We start from the raw sequence: 20732 nt of genomic DNA, 5'->3' as shown, positions 1-20732 counted from the left end.
ACCCACTCATTTCTCCGGAAATGGGTGGGTCTTTTTTGTTTCTTTTGCAGAGCACAGGATACCGTTGTTAGTCCAGCAGTCTGGCATCAAGGGGGTGAGGATCAGATGAATAACCATGTAACCATTGAGAACGTTAGCTTCGCTTTTCCCGAAAAAAAGGATTCCCCCGTGCTCGCCAATGTGTCGCTTCAGGTTCAACAAGGAGAATTTGTCTCGCTCATTGGCTCCAGCGGATCAGGTAAAAGCACACTCTTCAAGCTGCTCGCAGGCTTGCATGAGCCAACCGTCGGCACCATCGATATTGCTGATGTACCGCACGGACAACGGCTGGGACGTGTCGCCTATATGCCGCAGAAAGATCTGCTGTTATCCTGGCGTACCGTCATGGAGAACTGCATGCTGCCTGCCGAGCTGGCACCAGGCCGTCAGGACAAGGACAAACTACGAGCCGATATCATCGCAGGATTGGTAAAGTTCGGGTTGTCCGGTTATGAGCAGGCCTATCCGAACGAGTTATCCGGCGGCATGCGGCAGCGGGTGGCACTGCTGCGTACCTTGCTTACAGGCGGGCAGCTCATGTTGCTGGATGAACCCTTCGGTGCACTCGACGCCTTAACCAAACGAGAAATGCATCGCTGGTTGTTGGAGCTGTGGGAGGACTTTGGACAAACCGTGCTGTTCATTACACATGACATTGAAGAAGCCCTGCTGTTAAGTGACCGTATCATTCTGTTAACTCCAGGGGGACAAGGTCAGCAGCTACGGGATATGACGGTTCCTTTGCCACGCCCAAGGCATTCGGACATGATCTACGAACCTGCTCTCGTGCGGATGAGACGACAACTGGAGGAACAATTACATGCGAAGCGATAGAGGTAAGGTTAGCATCCGGACGTGGTGTTTGAAGTGGATATCGAGGTCGTTTTCCCAATATGGTTTGTTTATTCTGCTCATGCTCTCTTTACTGGCGATCTGGGAAACGATTGTGCGTATGGGATGGGTGCCCTCCTTCATCATTCCTGCACCCACGGCCATCGCAAGCTCACTAATTGAGCATCGGCGTCTGCTGCTGAGCATACATCTGCCTGCTACCTTTATGGAGGTTCTTGTTGGTTTTGGCTTGTCCATAGTGACCGGCATTATGCTGGCGACAGGCATGCATATGAACCGATCGATTGAGAAGGCCATATATCCCTTCATCGTAATCAGTCAGACCATCCCGCTGATTGCCTTGTCTCCCGTGTTCATCCTGTGGTTTGGTTACACGCTGTGGAGCAAAGTCGCCGTGGTATTCCTGATCGCGTTCTTCCCCATTGTGGTCAGTACCTACGATGGACTCCGCCAAGGCGATCCGGAACAGCGTGAACTGCTGCTCACCATGGGCGCCAACAAATGGGATATTTTTCGCAAACTCCAGGTTCCACTGGCACTTCCTTCTTTTTTCTCCGGGCTAAAGATGTCTGTGGTGTACTGCGTGGTTGGTGCAACGATCGGCGAATGGCTTGGTGGCAGCAAAGGGCTCGGATACTTCAGCCGCCGCATGTCCAGCAACATGAACACAGATGCGATGTTTGCCGCTATTCTGCTGTTATCCCTGCTGGGAATCGTTTTGTTTGTATTGATTGCCTGGCTAGAGAAACGGTTTAGCATACGGCGGCATGAAAGTAAAAGAAAAGTTGGATAAAAATTAGAGGTAAACAAAACGATGAAATGAGGACCTTCATTTATGAATAACAAAGGTATATACTCCCTGTTTCCCATCATGCTCATTAGCCTTTTGCTGATCGTTAGCGGATGCAGCACCACGAATACCAGCCAAAATACGCCAACAACAGATTCTGCAACTAATGCACAGCAAACAGATCCGTCTGCAACCGAACCAACATCACACGCCAAAGATAAACTGTCCATCATGCTCGACTGGTACCCGAATGCAGTACACTCCTTCATCTATGTGGCTCAGGAAAAAGGATACTTTGCAGACCAAGGTCTGGATGTCGAAATTCAGATGCCTGCGGATACCAATGATTCACTCAAACTTGTTGCTGCCGGAAAAATTGATCTGGCTCTAAGCTACCAGCCCCAAATCTTGCTCGCGCGTGGTGAGAACATTCCTGTACGTTCCATTGCTGCTGTTGTTCGCCACCCGCTTGTGCATCTGTTGATCGAAGCGAATGGCAACGTAAGTTCACCCAAAGATCTTGAAGGAAAAACTGTCGGTTATTCTTCGATTCCGCTGTATGAGGCGATGGTACGCACGATGATCAGCAAGGATGGCGGCAATCCCGACAACATAAATCTGGTCGACGTTGGGTTCGATCTGATTCCTTCGCTGGCTTCCGGACAGGCGGATGCTATTATGGGAGGTTTTATTAACCATGAACAATTGATTTTGGAGAACGAAGGACATGCCATGAAATCCATTAACCCCGTCGATTATGGCGTGCCTGATTATTATGAACTGGTCCTGACCGCAAGTGAAGCTGGCATTGAAGCGAAAAAAGACCAGCTTACCCGATTCGTCAAAGCAATCCAGGAAGGACAGAACTATGTAACGGAGCATCCAGAAGAAGCCTTGAATATTCTGCTCACTCATGAGAATGAAACGTCTCCACTTGACCCGGAGATCGAAACCAAAAGCCTGGCGATTCTACTGCCACTCATGAATGAAGAAGGTCAACCGTTTGGTCGGCAGGAAATGGCGTCGTGGGAGAATGTACGTGCATGGCTCGTGGCAACTGAATTGATTCCTGAATCGGTGAAAGCCGAGGATGCTTTTATTAATCTGCAAGGAGAGTAAGTAAAGGCGTGCGAAGGCAATCAAGACAAAGTGACTGAAGTTCCTTACATTTCAAAAGGAGGGTCTGACAACCATATAAGACGTCCTGTGTTCTTTAAAACATCGTGTGACCTTCACGCCCCGATCAGTTGGGTATCGACAGCCTTGACTTCAAGACACTAGTTTGGGAGCTAAACGTCCATCACCGTATCTCTAGCCTGAGTTTGGAGAAATACCTTCAGTTCACTTTCTAGATTATGTATCGTTTCGTTTTTTACTGTTTCGTATTTGTACTGTTGCCTATCTGCGAATTTACATTTAATGTTGATCCACCTTTTAGCTATTTCAATCAAGGCGAGATATCGATCAAAATGATTCAATTTGTCTATATCCAGTTACAAAAATCCATTTTTAGTGAGTTATGAAATTGATTTAGATTTTAGATTTCTGCTTATCCCGCATTAATGTATCTGGCTGTTGTTACACTCTGCGCCCCTACTCAACAAGGAGACTCATATCCTATTATTCTGCTGAGTGACTCCAGATATCGGCCTTCCGCCGATGGGGTTACTTCAAAACAAGGAGGAAATTATATGTCTTATTTGGAACGTGTTCGTACGCAAAATCCGCTGGTACACAATATCACCAACCTTGTCGTTGCTCCCTTTACAGCCAATGGCCTGCTCGCACTTGGTGCGTCCCCCTTTATGGCCTACGCGCATGAAGAGGTCGCTGATGTCGCCAAGATGTCAGGTGCCGTCGTACTCAACATTGGTACACTCGATGACAAAGTCGTTCAGGCGATTCGTCTGGCAGGCCAATCGGCTAATACGCATCACGTGCCTGTGGTGCTTGATCCGGTTGGAGCTGGTGCAACCGCTTATCGTACGGAAACCGTGCATATGCTCGTTCGTGAACTTCGTCTCACGGTACTGCGCGGCAATGTGGCGGAAGTCGCCAATGTCATCGGTGAGAGCTGGAGTATTAAAGGTGTAGACGCAGGATCAGGTGAAGGTGACCGGATCGGAATCGCGGAGCGGGCAGCACAACAACTTGGCTGTGTCGTGGTCATTACCGGGAAAGAAGATATCGTTACCGATGGACGATCCACATTCCTCACGAGTAATGGTCATGCTCTGCTCACTCAGGTCACGGGTGCTGGCTGTCTGCTCAGTTCGGTGATTGGTGCATTTACCGCCATAGCGGAGTCAGAAGCCGATCTTCTAGGCAGTGTTGTTGAAGCGCTTGCGTTTTATGGTATAGCAGCTGAACTGGCGGCAGAGCGGACAGCTCATCAGGGGCCGGGTAGCTTCCAGATTGAGTTGTTGAATCAACTGGCACAAGTGACACCTGACCTCTTGGCGGAGCACGCACAGATCCGTCAGATCCGTGGAGGTGCAATATGAGCATTGCTCAAGCGCTAACCATTGCAGGTTCTGATAACGGGGGCGGCGCAGGCATTCAGGCCGATCTAAAAACATTCCAGGAGCTTGGCGTATACGGCATGACCGTTATTACCGCTATTGCTGCCCAAAATACAACAGGTGTGCAGGGCGTTTTTCCCATCCCTTACGATGGCATTGCCCAGCAATTGGACTCGACCGGCGAAGACTTTCAACCAACCGCAACGAAGACCGGCATGTTATATAGTGCCGAGATTATTCGGCTAGTGGCTGAGAAATGGCAGCATTACCGTTGGTCAAATCTGGTCATCGACCCTGTGATGGTAGCCAAAGGTGGCGCCCCCCTTCTCCAGCAGGAAGCTGTACAGGCGTTGGTTACGGAGCTGTTGCCCCATGCCCTGATCACAACACCTAATATTCCGGAAGCGGAATTGCTTACCGAGATGTCTATCACGAATCTGAGTCAGCGGGAAGAAGCCGCAAGACGCATTGTACAGATGGGCTCAACGTATGCTTTGGTCAAAGGTGGTCATGATGAAGGAAGTGGCATGATCGTGGATGTGCTCTACGATGGGCAGTCTTTTCATTATCTGGAGAATGTTCGTGTGGTAACACGTCATACACACGGAACAGGGTGTACATACTCTGCTGCCATCACCGCAGAGTTAGCCAAGGGTTCACCTGTTCTGGCTGCCGTTACGACCGCGCGAGCATTCATTCAGGCAGCCATCGAAGATGAGCTGGGGATTGGGGCCGGACATGGGCCGACAAATCATTTTGCGTATCAGCGCAGACAGCGGGGTGAGCAGTGATGCGCCCTTGGGATGCAGAAGCGGTACGACGCGCGATGCAGGTGTATTTGGTGATGGGCAGCGTCAATACGACGCAGGACCCGGTGGAAGTGCTGCGCCAGGCCATTGCCGGCGGCATCACGCTGTTCCAGTTCCGCGAAAAGGGAACTGGCGCCCTGGCTCACGAAGCTCGCATCACGCTTGCGATGCAGCTTCGCGAGGTGTGCAGCCAGCACGGGGTACCGTTCATCGTGAACGATGATGTGGAGCTGGCTGTAGCGGTGGAGGCCGACGGCATGCATGTCGGCCAGGAAGATGCGGACGCGGCGCTAGTACGCGCCCGCATTGGAGATGGGCGGATGCTTGGCGTATCCGCCCACTCTGTGGATGAGGCGCGCCTTGCCGTGCAGGCGGGCGCTGACTATCTTGGCGTCGGGCCCATGTACCCGACGCGCTCCAAAGCGGATGCCCACGCTGTGCTGGGCACCGCAGGGGTGGCGGAACTGCGCGCCGCAGGCATCGCAGTTCCGATTGTGGGTATCGGCGGCATTACGCCCGATACCACGGCCGCCGTGATGGCGGCTGGAGCCGACGGCGTAGCCGTCATCTCCGCCATCGCGGGCGCGGCCGACGTGCGCGCAGCGGCTGCGCAGTTCGCTGCGGCAGTGCGTGGGGTGCAGGCGTAGCCCTGCTCTCCCTGCACTGCTAGCCCTGTGGGCTGCGCCGCATACATGGTGCAGCTCACAACCATTCGCCCACCTCTCCATAACAGAGGAGCCTCAAAGCACCCTCGCGGCGCGGCAGCAGCCCATGTCTTCGACATAGAAACGCATCCGCTCCCCTACAATGACTAAATGATACAATAATTTCGTAACACCTATTCACATTTAGTATTCACATCCAGTCACATCTACTCATCACCAATCTATAATCAAGATGCAGCTTCCATGCTCGCATCTTGTTTTTCATTTTCAACTGTTGACTCTCACGTAACGTGACACTGTACAATCGATGTTGTAAGGAGGTTTCTCACATGGCCATGAAGGTAAAAGAAGTTGCCGAACTCGCCTCGATCAGTGTGCGCACACTACATCACTATGATGAGATCGGACTATTAACCCCGGACGAAGTGACTTCAGCCGGGTATCGATTATATTCAGATGCCAACCTGGAACGGTTGCAGCAGATATTATTTTTCAAGGAACTCGACTTCTCTCTGAAGGAGATCAAAAACATTATAACCAACCCCTCCTTCAATCCAGAAGAAGCGCTAAACATGCATCGACTTATTCTATTGGAGAAGCGACAACGCTTGGACCAAATGATTGCGACCATCGATAGAACGGTTTTACACGTGAGAGGAGAAATTAAAATGACAGCCAAAGAACAATTCGAAGGATTTGATTTTAGCCAGAATCCATATGAACAGGAAGCAAGGGAGCGCTGGGGAGACCATGCTGTCGATCAGGCAAACCAGAAGCTGCACAGTAAATCAAACACAGAGCAAAAAGCTCTATCCGAACAAATGAACGAAATCTACAACCGTCTGGCCGCACTTCGTCACACAGAGCCAGCATCTGCCGAGGCACAGGCCGGTATTCAAGAATGGTACACCTTGCTGAACCGGATGGGGAACTACTCGCCTGAAGCCTTCAGAGGACTCGGTCAGATGTACGTGGACGATGAACGATTCACACGCAATATTGATCAGTTTGGTGATGGTTTGGCAGTATTTATGAGAGATGCTATGGCTGTATTCGCTGACCACAACAAATAATATAGACCTGCCTTCAACCACATACAGTATTATTCAACGCTCATTGCCGTCAGATGTTTGCTGTAAAAAATAGTTTGGAAATTAAACAGCTGTCCGTAGTGGTAAAAGTAATCTCTCGTCATCAGATTTATTCGCTGTAAATGATATCAGGACATTTAAACCTCCCTCCTGTGGTGACCGTCCTTCTTGTAATTAACCTTATGAAATGCTGAATATATACTAGGGTTACGTTGTAAATAAATTGGATCGATCCGAGTTACTACGCCATTATGAGCGGATATCCCGCCTCCTGCCCAGTGTACACACAAAAAGGACGTCCGCCCTCTCAGGCGTCACGTCCCTTTTGTGTATGGAAGTAACTCAGCCGCAATGTGAACAAGCCTAACTGCTGCTCACTCTGAGTACTTTATGAATATCTTTTAAAGTAGATTGCTCTTTACTACGTTTTTCTTCTGCTCCCAGTCCTTCAATATAACCGTTTCACCATATGCTTAAGATGATGAGTATTAAGTTTCTTCTGTCAAACGTACTTCATTTTATTGCCAGCGTCCACTGTCTACCCTATTAAGCTCTTGGTGCGTGATCCGATGAAGATGCATCCGTAGCTAGACTGGTTCTCGCCATCCGACCAGGAATCTGCCATGCAGACACAATCGCAAGCACGATGAATAACAAATCAATCGGTTGACTGAAATAGTCCTGGAAGGTTTCCACAAACGCACTGATCATCTCGCTATCAAACACAAGTTCCATCACGCTTACATCACCAAACAGTTCGGAAGTAAAGTATACCACCGTCAGATATTTCCCCAGCAAAATGCCGACGAGCGCAAAAAGTACGGCAATGACTTTATGTACCGTCGCAATTTGTTTGTTCGAGAACAACACGACCGCGTAGCCTGTGAGCGCTCCAATCAAAATCGCAATTAGTCCTACCTCATACTCGGTCATTGCAGCAATAGCTGCCCATACGACGCCTCCCAGAATGGCTGCAATTAAGCCACCAATGATCGGCATACCGATTTTAATTCCTTGTTTCTCTTCCACGTTGTCTTTCCCTCCTGAGTCATGCATATGCTTCTTTTCCAGAATTCACCTTTCCTATGAAACCACAAAAAGACCTATTATTCAACATTTTTCTACTTTTGGTGAACATATATTTATATAATAGAAAAGATATATTAAGCATCCATTTCCTTATTCGCTTGAATATATCATTTTAGTTTTGTCTTCAAATCATTCCCTTGGCACATAAAAAAACATCCCTCCAACAGCATAATAGCCGTAGAAGGGATGTTGTCCATATCTGTATCATAGATATAACCAATGTAACCCAGATAACTCCATCGGAAAGCTCTCTCTATCTTACATTTGTACTTCTTTGGAAGGCTGAATAACAGCTGCAATCTGTGCCAAAATGGCATCCACCGATGCCGGATCATGCACATCATACTCATCAATGTTCAGACGCAGCACAGGGCAAGCCGTAAACTGGTCAATCCACACGGAATAGCGCTCGTGCATGTGCTCCCAGTACGAACGATCCGTTTGAATTTCCATCTCGCGTCCGCGTTCCGTAATGCGGCTCAAAATCGACGGTAGACTGCCTTCCAGATAGATCAATACATCCGGATGTGGGAAATACGGTGTCATCACCATTGCTTCAAACAAACTACTGTATGTCTCGAAATCTGTAGCAGACATGGTTCCTTGATCCGCATGCATCTGTGCAAAAATGCCCGTATCTTCATAAATGGAACGATCCTGTACGAATCCTCCACCCAGTTCAAAAATCTTCTTCTGTTCCTTGAAGCGCTCTGCCAGGAAATAAATCTGCAGATGGAAGCTCCAACGCTCGAAGTCATGATAGAACTTCTCCAAATAAGGATTATGATCCACTTGCTCCAGAGAGGTCTTGAAATTCAAACGCTGCGCAAGTGCAGCCGTTAACGTAGATTTGCCCACCCCAACCGTACCTGCTACCGTAATTAATGCATTCGCTGGAATGCCATAGTTATTCATATGATATACTCCTTTACCTGATTAACAATCTGCCTGAAGTGCTCAGGATGTTCCACAAAATCGAGTTGCTCCGCATTGACCTTAATGATTACTGGTGGATTCGAGCTATTCTCCAGATAGTCCATGCCTGTTTTGTAATCAACAATTAGTTGTTCCATATATGCCGGGTCCATATCCTGCTCAAATGAGCGCCCACGCTTGTTAATGCGGTACATCAACGTATCGAGTTCAGCTTCTATATAGAGCACCAGATTGGGCTTCGGCAGATCATCTGTTAACAGATGATAGATTTGACGATATTTGTCCCGCTTCGTTCCCTTCAAGGTACGATCGGCAAAAATCATATTTTTATAGATATGATAGTCTGAAATGACTGGGGTATTCTGCTCCACATAATGAGCGCCCGTGTCTTCCAGTTGTTTAAACCGATTACACAGAAAAAACATTTCCAATTGGAAACTCCACTCGTCGATATCCTGATAAAAGGAAGCCAGAAATGGATTCTCTTCTACGATTTCTTTCACTAACGGAAGATTCAATTCATGGGAAAGCATCGTTGCTAACGTTGTTTTCCCCGCTCCGATCGGACCTTCCACGGCAATAAACGGGGCTGATTTCATCGTGTTCACTGTTCCTCCTCGTACTTTTGCGTGTTTCCGTTTTCTATATAGACCTCACCTATTGTATCACAGCTTCAAGGATTGGAACGCCAGTATTTTATGTATAAAACAAGTCAAATCAGAACGAATGACATATATAAAATAAAAAAGACACACTCGATATCATCAAGTGTGTCTTCCTATTGCTTGGCGGCATCCTACTCTCCCAGGACCCTGCGGTCCAAGTACCATCGGCGCTAGAGGGCTTAACGGTCGTGTTCGGGATGGGTACGTGTGGAACCCCTCCGCCATCGCCACCAAACGAGCATTTGTGTAACAAATGCGTTCGCGTTCCATTCGGTCCGACACGACTGTGTGGATGAATGGTTCAGCGCATATGGAACTGAAAATCATACACACGTTCTGTGATGTACCGATTTTCATTTCAGAGTGTTGTTCTCTGAAAACTAGATTCGAAACGAAACACGCGAGTTACAACTTGCTAATTGGATAAGCCCTCGACCGATTAGTACTGGTCAGCTCCATGCATTGCTGCACTTCCACCCCCAGCCTATCTACCTCGTCGTCTTCAAGGGGTCTTACATACTGGGAAATCTCATCTTGAGGGGGGCTTCACGCTTAGATGCTTTCAGCGTTTATCCCGTCCGTACATAGCTACCCAGCGGTGCTCCTGGCGGAACAACTGGTACACCAGCGGTACGTCCATCCCGGTCCTCTCGTACTAAGGACAGCTCCTCTCAAATTTCCTACGCCCACGACAGATAGGGACCGAACTGTCTCACGACGTTCTGAACCCAGCTCGCGTACCGCTTTAATGGGCGAACAGCCCAACCCTTGGGACCTACTTCAGCCCCAGGATGCGATGAGCCGACATCGAGGTGCCAAACCTCCCCGTCGATGTGGACTCTTGGGGGAGATAAGCCTGTTATCCCCAGGGTAGCTTTTATCCGTTGAGCGATGGCCCTTCCATGCGGTACCACCGGATCACTAAGCCCGACTTTCGTCCCTGCTCGACTTGTAGGTCTCGCAGTCAAGCTCCCTTATGCCTTTGCACTCTTCGAATGATTTCCAACCATTCTGAGGGAACCTTTGGGCGCCTCCGTTACTCTTTAGGAGGCGACCGCCCCAGTCAAACTGCCCACCTGACACTGTCCCCGCACCGGATTACGGTACCAGGTTAGAACCTAGATACGATCAGGGTGGTATCCCAACGTTGCCTCCATGGAAGCTTGCGCTCCCACTTCAAAGGCTCCCACCTATCCTGTACAGATCGTACCCAAATTCAATATCAAGCTGCAGTAAAGCTCCATGGGGTCTTTCCGTCTTGTCGCGGGTAACCTGCATCTTCACAGGTATTAAAATTTCACCGGATCTCTCGTTGAGACAGCGCCCAAGTCGTTACGCCATTCGTGCGGGTCAGAATTTACCTGACAAGGAATTTCGCTACCTTAGGACCGTTATAGTTACGGCCGCCGTTTACTGGGGCTTCGGTTCACAGCTTCGGATTGCTCCTAACCACTCCCCTTAACCTTCCAGCACCGGGCAGGCGTCAGCCCGTATACTTCGCCTTACGGCTTCGCACAGACCTGTGTTTTTGCTAAACAGTCGCTTGGGCCTTTTCACTGCGGCCCCCTCGTGCTATTCACACTACCGGGGCACCCCTTCTCCCGAAGTTACGGGGTCATTTTGCCGAGTTCCTTAACGAGAGTTCTTCCGCGCGCCTTAGAATACTCTTCTCGCCTACCTGTGTCGGTTTGCGGTACGGGCACCATCACCTGGCTAGAGGCTTTTCTTGGCAGTGTGAGATCATGACCTTCGCTACTGTAATTTTCACTCCCCATCACAGCTCAGCCTTAATGATGTGCGGATTTGCCTACACATCAGCCTTACTGCTTGGACAGACATCCATCAGTCTGCGTCACTACCCTACTGCGTCCCCCCATTGCTCATAACGGCTTACGGTGGTACAGGAATTTCGACCTGTTGTCCTTCGACTACGCCTTTCGGCCTCGCCTTAGGTCCCGACTTACCCTGAGCGGACGAGCCTTCCTCAGGAACCCTTAGGCTTTCGGCGGATCAGATTCTCACTGATCTTTTCGTTACTCATACCGGCATTCTCACTTGTATAATGTCCAGCGCTCCTTACGGTACACCTTCAACCCTTATACAACGCTCCCCTACCCCTGATGCAAAGCATCAAGCCATAGCTTCGGTGGTGTGTTTAGCCCCGTTACATTTTCGGCGCAGAGTCACTCGACCAGTGAGCTATTACGCACTCTTTCAATGGTGGCTGCTTCTAAGCCAACATCCTGGTTGTCTGTGCAACTCCACATCCTTTCCCACTTAACACACACTTGGGGACCTTAGCTGATGGTCTGGGCTGTTTCCCTTTTGACAATGGATCTTAGCACTCACTGTCTGACTCCCGGAAGTAAGTCTATGGCATTCGGAGTTTGACTGAGCTTGGTAACCCTTGCGGGCCCCGCACCCAATCAGTGCTCTACCTCCACGACTCTGTTTTCCGAGGCTAGCCCTAAAGCTATTTCGGGGAGAACCAGCTATCTCCGAGTTCGATTGGAATTTCTCCGCTACCCCCACCTCATCCCCGCATTTTTCAACATGCGTGGGTTCGGGCCTCCAGTGCGTGTTACCGCACCTTCACCCTGGACAGGGGTAGATCACCCGGTTTCGGGTCTACGTCCACGTACTATATCGCCCTATTCAGACTCGCTTTCGCTGCGGCTCCGGCTCTTCACCTTAACCTTGCACGGGAACGTAACTCGCCGGTTCATTCTACAAAAGGCACGCCATCACCCCTAAAACGGGCTCTGACTTTTTGTAAGCACACGGTTTCAGGTTCTATTTCACTCCCCTTCCGGGGTGCTTTTCACCTTTCCCTCACGGTACTGCTTCACTATCGGTCGCTAGGAAGTATTTAGCCTTGGCAGATGGTCCTGCCGGATTCATACGGGGTTTCACGTGCCCCGCACTACTCGGGATCCGTCTCGGAGGGAACAGACTTTCAACTACAGGGCTTTTACCTTCTTTGGCGGGCCTTTCCAGACCTCTTCGCTTAACCGGTTCCTTTGTAACTCCATGTGAGACGTCCCACAACCCCAAAGAGCAAGCTCTCTGGTTTGGGCTTCTCCGCGTTCGCTCGCCGCTACTGACGGAATCACTATTGTTTTCTCTTCCTCAGGGTACTTAGATGTTTCAGTTCCCCTGGTATGCCTCTGCATAACCTATGTATTCAGTTATGAGTAACTGGAAATTACCCCAGCTGGGTTTCCCCATTCGGACACCCCCGGATCAAAGCTTGCTTACAGCTCCCCGAGGCAGTTTCGTTGTTCGCCACGTCCTTCATCGGCTCCTAGCGCCTAGGCATCCTCCGTGTGCTCTTAGTAGCTTAACCATATTGCTCCGGTTTTGACTGCTCACTTCCCTTGGTTTGCTTGCGCAAAGCCAAAAGTCGCTCCCATTCAATACCATCGCAAAAGCAATTTAACTACCTTTATACACTTGACTTGTTTAACACAAGTTCAGCTAGGATGATTGTTGATCGGTTACTTGAACCGAACAAGCATTCATCCCTAAAAGGAATGTTCTAATTCGCGTTTGTTTCGTTTCGATATCTAGTTTTCAAAGAACAAATCGTTTCGTTCGGGCCGTTCACGGATGTGTCGATCGAACTAACGAGAAGTTTGAGAGTTTGAGCTCTCAAAACTGAGCAACGAGTGAGTGTTGTGCTCTTCATTTCATCCACACCGAAGTGATGGACCAAAATGAATCGCTATTGCAGGTTCTAAGAAGCTGCTTATTTGAATGTTTCCGTTGCAGGAAACGATTCTCCATAGAAAGGAGGTGATCCAGCCGCACCTTCCGATACGGCTACCTTGTTACGACTTCACCCCAATCATCTATCCCACCTTCGGCGGCTGGCTCCTTGCGGTTACCCCACCGACTTCGGGTGTTATAAACTCTCGTGGTGTGACGGGCGGTGTGTACAAGACCCGGGAACGTATTCACCGCGGCATGCTGATCCGCGATTACTAGCAATTCCGACTTCATGCAGGCGAGTTGCAGCCTGCAATCCGAACTGAGACCGGCTTTGTTGGGATTGGCTCCATCTCGCGATTTCGCAGCCCGTTGTACCGGCCATTGTAGTACGTGTGTAGCCCAGGTCATAAGGGGCATGATGATTTGACGTCATCCCCACCTTCCTCCGGTTTGTCACCGGCAGTCTATCTAGAGTGCCCATCCGAAATGCTGGCAACTAAATATAAGGGTTGCGCTCGTTGCGGGACTTAACCCAACATCTCACGACACGAGCTGACGACAACCATGCACCACCTGTCTCCTCTGTCCCGAAGGAAAGATACATCTCTGTACCGATCAGAGGGATGTCAAGACCTGGTAAGGTTCTTCGCGTTGCTTCGAATTAAACCACATACTCCACTGCTTGTGCGGGTCCCCGTCAATTCCTTTGAGTTTCAGTCTTGCGACCGTACTCCCCAGGCGGAGTGCTTAATGTGTTAACTTCGGCACCAAGGGTATCGAAACCCCTAACACCTAGCACTCATCGTTTACGGCGTGGACTACCAGGGTATCTAATCCTGTTTGCTCCCCACGCTTTCGCGCCTCAGCGTCAGTTACAGCCCAGAGAGTCGCCTTCGCCACTGGTGTTCCTCCACATATCTACGCATTTCACCGCTACACGTGGAATTCCACTCTCCTCTTCTGCACTCAAGTCACCCAGTTTCCAGTGCGATCCGGGGTTGAGCCCCGGGATTAAACACCAGACTTAAATGACCGCCTGCGCGCGCTTTACGCCCAATAATTCCGGACAACGCTTGCCCCCTACGTATTACCGCGGCTGCTGGCACGTAGTTAGCCGGGGCTTTCTTCTCAGGTACCGTCACCTTGAGAGCAGTTACTCTCCCAAGCGTTCTTCCCTGGCAACAGAGCTTTACGATCCGAAAACCTTCATCACTCACGCGGCATTGCTCCGTCAGGCTTTCGCCCATTGCGGAAGATTCCCTACTGCTGCCTCCCGTAGGAGTCTGGGCCGTGTCTCAGTCCCAGTGTGGCCGATCACCCTCTCAGGTCGGCTACGCATCGTCGCCTTGGTGAGCCGTTACCTCACCAACTAGCTAATGCGCCGCAGGCCCATCCCCAAGTGACAGATTGCTCCGTCTTTCCAGTTCTCTTCAGGCGAAGAAAACAACTATTCGGTATTAGCTACCGTTTCCGGTAGTTGTCCCAAACTTGAGGGCAGGTTGCCTACGTGTTACTCACCCGTCCGCCGCTAACCATCAGAGAAGCAAGCTTCTCTTCAAGTCCGCTCGACTTGCATGTATTAGGCATGCCGCCAGCGTTCGTCCTGAGCCAGGATCAAACTCTCCAATAAAGATGAATTTCAATAGCGCGGTTAAACGCGATGGAAATCATCTCAGTATTTGAAAAGAGCGATAAGCTCATTTTGAATCTGACGAGATTAAAAATCTCTTTTTTTGCTTCGAAATCATACAGTCCGAAGACTTGTACCAATTTCTCAGCGTCGATCTTGCAAGCAAGATCGTTACTCACTCGTTGTTCAGTTTTCAAAGATCAAACTTGTTTCGTTACCGAATGTTGTTCTCTTCAGCAACTCTTATATATTACCATGTCCGAACCAACTTTGCAAGCTCTTTTTTTTAAGTTCTTTCGAAGCTTATTTCATTCGCTTGCCGCACCGTGTTTCTCGTGTTTTCTTGGCCGGATTAATAATATATCACGTATAGATATTAATTACAACACTTAATTTAATAAAATTCTTTTACTGCAAATTGATCACCATTACTGTGTTTCTCTTCTCTCTATATCAGTTGTAAAGTTTATTATTGCCTGAATGACATTCTTTCCATTCATACAACAATATGCTCAATTAAGCTTATCCTTATATCAACGTCATGCAAGGTTAAAGAGGTGTATTATAGAAGATAAACAAAAAAGTGATGCACGCATATAACTATATGCACATCACTTTTTTATGTGTTTTTACAATATATATAGAAAGAAATGTTTAATGCTGTGCCTGTGCTGATGCTGTAGGCGTCATGGTCATTTGTCCGTTACCCGCTTTTTGCATGCCAACTCTCAACAACGTAATTCCCCACGTAATAATCGAGATCAACAGAAGATGAACCATGAATCCACCCACAGCTTCTCCACTATAGATCAAACGCATAAATCCCTGTACCCCATTGGAAGCGGGCAGAAAGTTACCAATATAACGGTAGAATGGCGCCAGCATCTCGGCTGGAATGATATTTCCTGCTGTCATCAACTGGAGAGGGACCATCGCTACATTAAATAGAGGACCCGCATTGCCAAACAGGGCAAAACTCATCTGTGTAAAACAGATACAAGCCAGACTCACCAACACATGATACAGATACAAAGCGCCAAAGGAACTCGCAACATCGGTGAACTGAAGGGCTACTATGTCCACAATTAGGGGAACAATCACTGCTATACATAATAACAGCATTTGCCGTCCCCAGAAGATCTCCCATTTGGAGTGGTTACGCTTCATGATATTCGACGTGATATTGAACTGAATGTTCATGGTCATCGAAGCAATGTAGGTGATAAAACCCAGAATCATGGGCAGCATCGATGTTGCAAAATCACTGACACTGTTCGTTTTATTAATTTCGGCCTTCACAGGCCCTTCATTCATCTTCGCCATCGCTTGTCCAATGGCTGCACTTAAATCTTCGCTATTTATACTGTCGTTATTGAGCTTCACCTGAACCTTGGATTCCAGAATCCCTTGTCCCATTTGTGCAGTCATTCCGGTCGCAGCATGTTCCACAATCGATTTGGCTACATCGGCATTTCCCTGATTGATATAAAAGGACAAGCTCGCGTCTGTACCGCCGCCAATCTGGTCAGCGAACCCTTCCGGAATCACAATAACCATTGCATAGTTACCTGCATTCATCTGTTGCTCGGCTTCCTTGGCAGAATCCAGCACATTAACATGGAAAGGCGCGAGCGTTTCAATCTGCTTCTGCACCTCTACCCCCTGTGTCCCATCTTCGTTCACCAAAGCAACTTGAAGTTGATCTACTCTCTCCGTGGCCTGATGATAACCCGTCATCCAGATCACAACAAATAACAACGGAACAACCAATGCAAAAACCAGCCCTATTTTTGTCTGTGGTACTTTTAGAAAATCCTTGAAGCTTTTCATTTGTTCACGACTCCCATTAGTTAAAATTCAAATAATTGCACTACATATATATGCATGTGCACATATTAGACTAAAAAAATTTATTTCATCTTCTCATAGATGCGATTCATCACATTCATGAATGCTTCAAGCTCTTCAGGGGAACATTGGGCAAGTGCCTCTTGCTCTTGCTGTTTTGCCTTTGGTGTCAGAACGTTATTCATTTCCAGTCCTTCCGCCGTCAAACAAAGCAATACCGCTCTGCGGTCCTGTGGATCTTCTTCTCTCGTCACCAGACCTTTGCGAATTAACTTGTCTATAATTTTGCCTACCGTTGTCTGGTCCCGAACGGTTAATTCAGCCAGCTTCTTCTGCGATATATGACTTCCCGCCTTGCTCAATTCATTCAGAACGGCAAATTGTTCCGGAGTAATATCCTGTTCACTCAGATTTCTGGTTGTTGTTTTTTTGTATGCCAGATACGTCCGTGACAAAATCAGTCCAAGTGGATTTTCATCCATGTTAACAGGCATGCTGATGCTCCTTTCTTTAAATAGTAGCACTACCATCTAATTTGCGTAAGCTCTATATTATTACCATATCTACAATACTGTCAATTTAATTTTTATTTTCCAAACAAAAAGAGACCCACCCGATAGTCAGGCAGCTCTCTCCTCTGGCAACGTCAAGCCACACTTACTCGGGCTTGCCACTTGAAGTTTCGGTATCGTCCTTCTTCTTCGTACCTTTACTTTTATAAGGTTTCGGGGTACTTTTCGCCCGGTTAGCAGCTGCTTGCCAACGGTTCCAGCCTTTTTTGCCAGTACCACGGCCGGTGCCGCCTTTTCCTTTTGCTTTGCTCATGTTATCACTCCATTAATCCTATATATGCTTAAAAATGACCGTCCTCGGTAACTTATTATGCAACCCAGCCCATCTAACTCACTTCCAGCAATTCTTATTATACCAAAAATCGATGCTCCTACGTCTTTTCCGCACAATTACATTTCAGCTTTCGGTTGTTTCACCGTTTTGACCCCTCTGAGTACCCGCAGAGATAGCAGAAAACAGATCGCCAAAACAGCTGCTGCTGAAACGTAAGGATAGTTAATATTCACATCGAACAGTGCTCCAGCTACGATCGGACCTGCGATATTCCCCAAACTGGTATACGCCGAGTTCAGTCCGGCCACAAAGCCCTGCTGTTCTTGGGCCAGTTTGGACATCTGTGTACTGATTGCCGGACGCAAAATGTCCATACCCAGAAAGACGATAAACGTTACCACAAGAATGAGCCAGTACGTATGCACAAACAAGGTTAACAATACAAATACTGCTACAAATAACAGACAGACAGAAATAACCATCTTTTCACCAAACCGGTTAAGCAACCAACCAATTAGGGATACTTGCACAACCGCACCCGCAATGGAACCAAATGTAATAATAAATGCAATGTCTTTTGTCGTGAAACCAAACTTGTGATCCACAAACAGTGAAAATACCGTCTCATAGTTCGCCAAACCAAATGCCATAACAAACACGATGATCAAGCTGAAAAAGTAGGGTTCACGGTACGAATTCAGCAATTGGGATACCATACCCGGAGCTTTGACCTTCACTAAGCCAGGGACAGGTTTACTCTGCTCCCCTGTGCTTCGTGCAGATTCCGGCAAAATAATCAAGGTAATGATCGCTGCCAGCAAACCGGCAACCCCTGCAGCGTAGAACGGAATTCGAATGCCAAAGTCCGCAATGTATCCACCAATTCCCGGACCGATGATGAACCCGGTTGTAATGGCTGCATTAATCAAACCCATACCTTTACCGCGTTCTTCCTCTGTCGTAATATCCGCGGTGTAGGCCATAACTGCCGGGAAGATCATCGCCGCTCCAATACCACCCAGCATCCGGGCTGCGAAGAGCAGCACTGGTGCATTGACCGCACCGAACATAAACTCGGATACGGCAAAGATCAGCATGCCGCCAACGATAATTTTCTTACGTCCCCACGTATCCGACCATCGACCCGCAAGCGGGGAGAAAAGAAATTGGGTGAAGGAGAAAGCCGCTACCAGCAATCCAACCGTGAAACCGGTGATATGCAGTAGATCCATATATGCAGGCATGATCGGTACAACCAGACCAATACCCGTAAAAACGAGAAAAATATTAAACATTAACAGCAGCAGTGCGCCCCTGTTCCGTGTTAGTAATGCCATGATTCCATCCTCCGTAGTTGTCAAAATGTTGCTTAATCTTTATCTTTTGCAATCCCGTGCAAGAATACACTGGCGGCCTGACGATATAACGCGAGAGCCTGATCAGATTCCATTCCACGTGACATCTGGCTAAGACCAATAATAGTACTCTCCAATATGAGCGCGAGATTATCTACATTGTCTGCTTTGAACTCACCGCTCTCAATGCCTTGTTCCACCAATTGTTTATTGAATTGGATGTGCCGTTCGAACATCAAGGAGATTCGTTCCTCGATATCATTTTCTTTCTTCTCCCCAGTGAAGAACTCATCGGCTGCTTTGGTCAAAGGGTGATTCATGTCATCCAATACCAATTGTTCAGCCAAGCCGTAAATCTTCTCCGTGGAGGTGCGGTAGAGATGTTCTTTAGCCGCCCAACTCGCTTCCCACTCCCGATCCCACTCATCGATTAGGTAAAGGAACAGGCCTTCTTTGCTTTTAAAATGGTAATATATATTGCCTTTACTACTGCCCGTCGCAGCTACAATATCCTCAATGGACGTTGCTTTATAGCCTTTTTGTACAAAAAGGGCCTTGGAAGCATCCGCAAGTTTTTTCTTGGTCTGCTCGGTTTGAAGTTGTTTTTTATTCATATTCATTCGTTTCACTCCGTCCCATGCATACTGAACATTCGTTCTGTATTTTAACAGATGCACTGAATATAAGCAATGAAAAAGGAGAATTGGCACATATGCCAACTCTCCCTCTACAATTATTTCATTTTTTTACCTTGACCATGTAATATTTTCAGTTGACCATTCTCGTAACCAACCTGATACGTAACCTTATACTTCGCCGTTACATATTCGCCATCCCTGCGTTCATCCGCTGTAATGACGGCGCTGACTTCTATCTCATCATTCCCCTTGTCCGAAGACGAGACCTCTCCGATAGTCACATAACCGGTGTTGAGATACCCTTCGCGGAACTTGGCATAAGTTGTGCCGTTTTGCCAGTCACTTCCGAGTAATGCATAGGATTCGACGTAGTCACTCAGGTTCAGATAGCTATAGAAGTCAGTAACCAATGACTCGGCTTCAATAGAAGAAGCAGATAACCTCGAAGTACCTTCACCTACCATTTGGACAGCTTTTGTGATGGACGAATTGTTGGACCATGCCTGTACCTGCTTCAACACACTAGTGATCGGGATGCTAAATCCCAGTCCGGCTTCCTGTTTTACCCCAGTTGAATTAATACCAAGCACCTCGCCCGTCTCTGCATTGATCAGTGGGCCACCGCTATTACCGTTGGTGATAGGCGCGGAGATTTGGTACATATTCGTATAAATGTATGGTGCAATCTCAAAACTACGTTCGACGCCGCTAATGATTCCCGTTGTTACCGTGTTTTCGAAGCCTAACGGGCTACCCAGTGCCAGGATTTCATCTCCAACTTCCGCTTTAGACTTTGCAATGGGTAACGGCTGTACTTCTTTCAAATCAGGTACTCTGATCACAGCAACATCTGTTTCTTCGCCAATCCCGATAACCGTGCCCTTATATTCCTCATGATTCAACGTACGGATGGTCACTTCCTTTGATCCCTCCACGACATGCGCGTTAGTCACAACATCTCCCTGTTCATTGTATAGAAAACCGGAACCCAATCCACTGCTACTCTCAATCGTAACCACTTTTTTCTGACTCTCTTCAATGATCTGTTTACGCGTTTTCTTCACGATTGTCTTGGAGGCAGACTTCGCTTGAGGGGTTACAACCTCCTTTGCAGTGACGACAGCCAATCTGGGACCAACCTCCAATTCATCAGCCGAGTGCTGATGTATCCATAACACGCCTCCTGCCCCAGCCCCGATAATGATTGCACTGGATAAGATTGTACTCCAGGTTCTTTTGGACATTC

At 48.1% G+C, this 20732-nt stretch carries 16 protein-coding genes and 3 rRNA genes; 7 read left to right on the top strand and 12 right to left on the bottom strand.

Annotated features, from left to right (window positions below):
- Positions 1-105 precede the first annotated feature (105 nt).
- The 7 genes from NYE45_RS04365 to NYE45_RS04335 all read left to right on the top strand — a co-directional run bounded on the left by NYE45_RS04365 (position 106) and on the right by NYE45_RS04335 (position 6750).
- The gene (locus tag NYE45_RS04365) at positions 106-873 is read left to right on the top strand and encodes an ABC transporter ATP-binding protein (RefSeq protein WP_340015758.1); all 768 of its coding nucleotides are present in this window, start codon (positions 106-108) and stop codon (positions 871-873) included.
- Complete coding sequence (locus NYE45_RS04360; RefSeq protein WP_340015757.1) at positions 860-1684, top strand: ABC transporter permease; 825 nt, start codon at positions 860-862, stop codon at positions 1682-1684. Before NYE45_RS04365 ends, NYE45_RS04360 begins: the two co-directional genes overlap by 14 nt.
- A gap of 42 nt (positions 1685-1726) precedes the next feature.
- Complete coding sequence (locus NYE45_RS04355) at positions 1727-2800, top strand: ABC transporter substrate-binding protein (RefSeq protein ID WP_340015756.1); 1074 nt, start codon at positions 1727-1729, stop codon at positions 2798-2800.
- Between the two features lie 572 nt (positions 2801-3372).
- Positions 3373-4185: a hydroxyethylthiazole kinase gene (gene thiM / locus NYE45_RS04350; RefSeq protein WP_340015755.1), complete on the top strand. Its 813-nt coding sequence runs from the start codon at positions 3373-3375 to the stop codon at positions 4183-4185.
- A complete protein-coding gene (gene thiD / locus NYE45_RS04345) occupies positions 4182-4994 on the top strand; it encodes a bifunctional hydroxymethylpyrimidine kinase/phosphomethylpyrimidine kinase (RefSeq protein WP_249913847.1) in 813 nt (270 codons plus the stop codon). Before thiM ends, thiD begins: the two co-directional genes overlap by 4 nt.
- Complete coding sequence (thiE, locus tag NYE45_RS04340; RefSeq protein ID WP_340015754.1) at positions 4994-5659, top strand: thiamine phosphate synthase; 666 nt, start codon at positions 4994-4996, stop codon at positions 5657-5659. Before thiD ends, thiE begins: the two co-directional genes overlap by 1 nt.
- Positions 5660-6006: 347 nt before the next feature.
- On the top strand, positions 6007-6750 hold the full coding sequence (locus NYE45_RS04335) for a MerR family transcriptional regulator (RefSeq protein ID WP_340015753.1): 744 nt from the start codon (positions 6007-6009) through the stop codon (positions 6748-6750).
- Positions 6751-7314: 564 nt separating this feature from the next.
- On the opposite strand, the gene NYE45_RS04330 is transcribed toward NYE45_RS04335, so the two are convergent.
- The 12 genes from NYE45_RS04330 to NYE45_RS04275 form a co-directional block, all read right to left on the bottom strand.
- Positions 7315-7797: a hypothetical protein gene (locus NYE45_RS04330; protein WP_340015752.1), complete on the bottom strand. Its 483-nt coding sequence runs from the start codon at positions 7795-7797 to the stop codon at positions 7315-7317.
- A 318-nt stretch (positions 7798-8115) separates the two neighbouring features.
- On the bottom strand, positions 8116-8772 hold the full coding sequence (locus tag NYE45_RS04325) for a deoxynucleoside kinase (protein WP_340015751.1): 657 nt from the start codon (positions 8770-8772) through the stop codon (positions 8116-8118).
- Complete coding sequence (locus NYE45_RS04320) at positions 8769-9392, bottom strand: deoxynucleoside kinase (RefSeq protein WP_340015750.1); 624 nt, start codon at positions 9390-9392, stop codon at positions 8769-8771. The genes NYE45_RS04325 and NYE45_RS04320 overlap by 4 nt, the downstream gene beginning before the upstream one ends.
- 184 nt (positions 9393-9576) lie before the next feature.
- Positions 9577-9693 (bottom strand): 5S ribosomal RNA (rrf, locus tag NYE45_RS04315).
- 184 nt (positions 9694-9877) lie between these two features.
- Positions 9878-12804: ribosomal RNA gene (locus tag NYE45_RS04310) — 23S ribosomal RNA — on the bottom strand.
- Between the two features lie 442 nt (positions 12805-13246).
- A 16S ribosomal RNA gene (locus NYE45_RS04305) occupies positions 13247-14799 on the bottom strand.
- The 16S, 23S and 5S rRNA genes sit together here, the layout of an rRNA operon.
- Before the next feature lie 654 nt (positions 14800-15453).
- The gene (locus tag NYE45_RS04300; protein ID WP_340015749.1) at positions 15454-16629 is read right to left on the bottom strand and encodes an ABC transporter permease; all 1176 of its coding nucleotides are present in this window, start codon (positions 16627-16629) and stop codon (positions 15454-15456) included.
- An 80-nt stretch (positions 16630-16709) separates the two neighbouring features.
- Positions 16710-17141 carry a MarR family transcriptional regulator gene (locus NYE45_RS04295; RefSeq protein WP_062836328.1) on the bottom strand — a complete coding sequence of 144 codons (432 nt, stop codon included), beginning with the start codon at positions 17139-17141 and terminating at the stop codon, positions 16710-16712.
- A gap of 163 nt (positions 17142-17304) precedes the next feature.
- Positions 17305-17472, bottom strand: a complete 168-nt coding sequence (locus NYE45_RS04290; protein ID WP_076333364.1) for a DUF3934 family protein — start codon at positions 17470-17472, stop codon at positions 17305-17307.
- Positions 17473-17609: 137 nt separating this feature from the next.
- Entirely contained in the window at positions 17610-18830 is a 1221-nt protein-coding gene (locus NYE45_RS04285; protein ID WP_062836327.1) for an MFS transporter, read from the bottom strand.
- A gap of 32 nt (positions 18831-18862) precedes the next feature.
- Positions 18863-19462, bottom strand: coding sequence for a TetR family transcriptional regulator C-terminal domain-containing protein (locus NYE45_RS04280; protein ID WP_340017300.1), 600 nt, complete (start codon positions 19460-19462; stop codon positions 18863-18865).
- A 119-nt stretch (positions 19463-19581) separates the two neighbouring features.
- Positions 19582-20730, bottom strand: a complete 1149-nt coding sequence (locus tag NYE45_RS04275) for a trypsin-like peptidase domain-containing protein (protein WP_340015748.1) — start codon at positions 20728-20730, stop codon at positions 19582-19584.
- Positions 20731-20732 lie beyond the last annotated feature (2 nt).

Origin of the sequence: Paenibacillus sp. FSL K6-1318, from assembly GCF_037976905.1 — a bacterium.
In the GTDB taxonomy this organism is placed as follows: Bacteria; Bacillota; Bacilli; order Paenibacillales; family Paenibacillaceae; genus Paenibacillus; species Paenibacillus amylolyticus_A.
Note: the sequence above shows the minus strand (reverse complement) of the source record. Positions and strands in the feature narration are given on the sequence as shown.

Coding starts and splice junctions, on each gene's coding strand:
- NYE45_RS04365 (WP_340015758.1), top strand. CDS start 106: ATGAATAACCATGTAACCATTGAGAACGTTAGCTTCGCTTTTCCCGAA.
- NYE45_RS04360 (WP_340015757.1), top strand. CDS start 860: ATGCGAAGCGATAGAGGTAAGGTTAGCATCCGGACGTGGTGTTTGAAG.
- NYE45_RS04355 (WP_340015756.1), top strand. CDS start 1,727: ATGAATAACAAAGGTATATACTCCCTGTTTCCCATCATGCTCATTAGC.
- thiM (WP_340015755.1), top strand. CDS start 3,373: ATGTCTTATTTGGAACGTGTTCGTACGCAAAATCCGCTGGTACACAAT.
- thiD (WP_249913847.1), top strand. CDS start 4,182: ATGAGCATTGCTCAAGCGCTAACCATTGCAGGTTCTGATAACGGGGGC.
- thiE (WP_340015754.1), top strand. CDS start 4,994: ATGCGCCCTTGGGATGCAGAAGCGGTACGACGCGCGATGCAGGTGTAT.
- NYE45_RS04335 (WP_340015753.1), top strand. CDS start 6,007: ATGGCCATGAAGGTAAAAGAAGTTGCCGAACTCGCCTCGATCAGTGTG.
- NYE45_RS04325 (WP_340015751.1), bottom strand. CDS start 8,772: ATGAATAACTATGGCATTCCAGCGAATGCATTAATTACGGTAGCAGGT.
- NYE45_RS04320 (WP_340015750.1), bottom strand. CDS start 9,392: ATGAAATCAGCCCCGTTTATTGCCGTGGAAGGTCCGATCGGAGCGGGG.
- NYE45_RS04300 (WP_340015749.1), bottom strand. CDS start 16,629: ATGAAAAGCTTCAAGGATTTTCTAAAAGTACCACAGACAAAAATAGGG.
- NYE45_RS04295 (WP_062836328.1), bottom strand. CDS start 17,141: ATGCCTGTTAACATGGATGAAAATCCACTTGGACTGATTTTGTCACGG.
- NYE45_RS04290 (WP_076333364.1), bottom strand. CDS start 17,472: ATGAGCAAAGCAAAAGGAAAAGGCGGCACCGGCCGTGGTACTGGCAAA.
- NYE45_RS04285 (WP_062836327.1), bottom strand. CDS start 18,830: ATGGCATTACTAACACGGAACAGGGGCGCACTGCTGCTGTTAATGTTT.
- NYE45_RS04280 (WP_340017300.1), bottom strand. CDS start 19,462: ATGAATAAAAAACAACTTCAAACCGAGCAGACCAAGAAAAAACTTGCG.
- NYE45_RS04275 (WP_340015748.1), bottom strand. CDS start 20,730: ATGTCCAAAAGAACCTGGAGTACAATCTTATCCAGTGCAATCATTATC.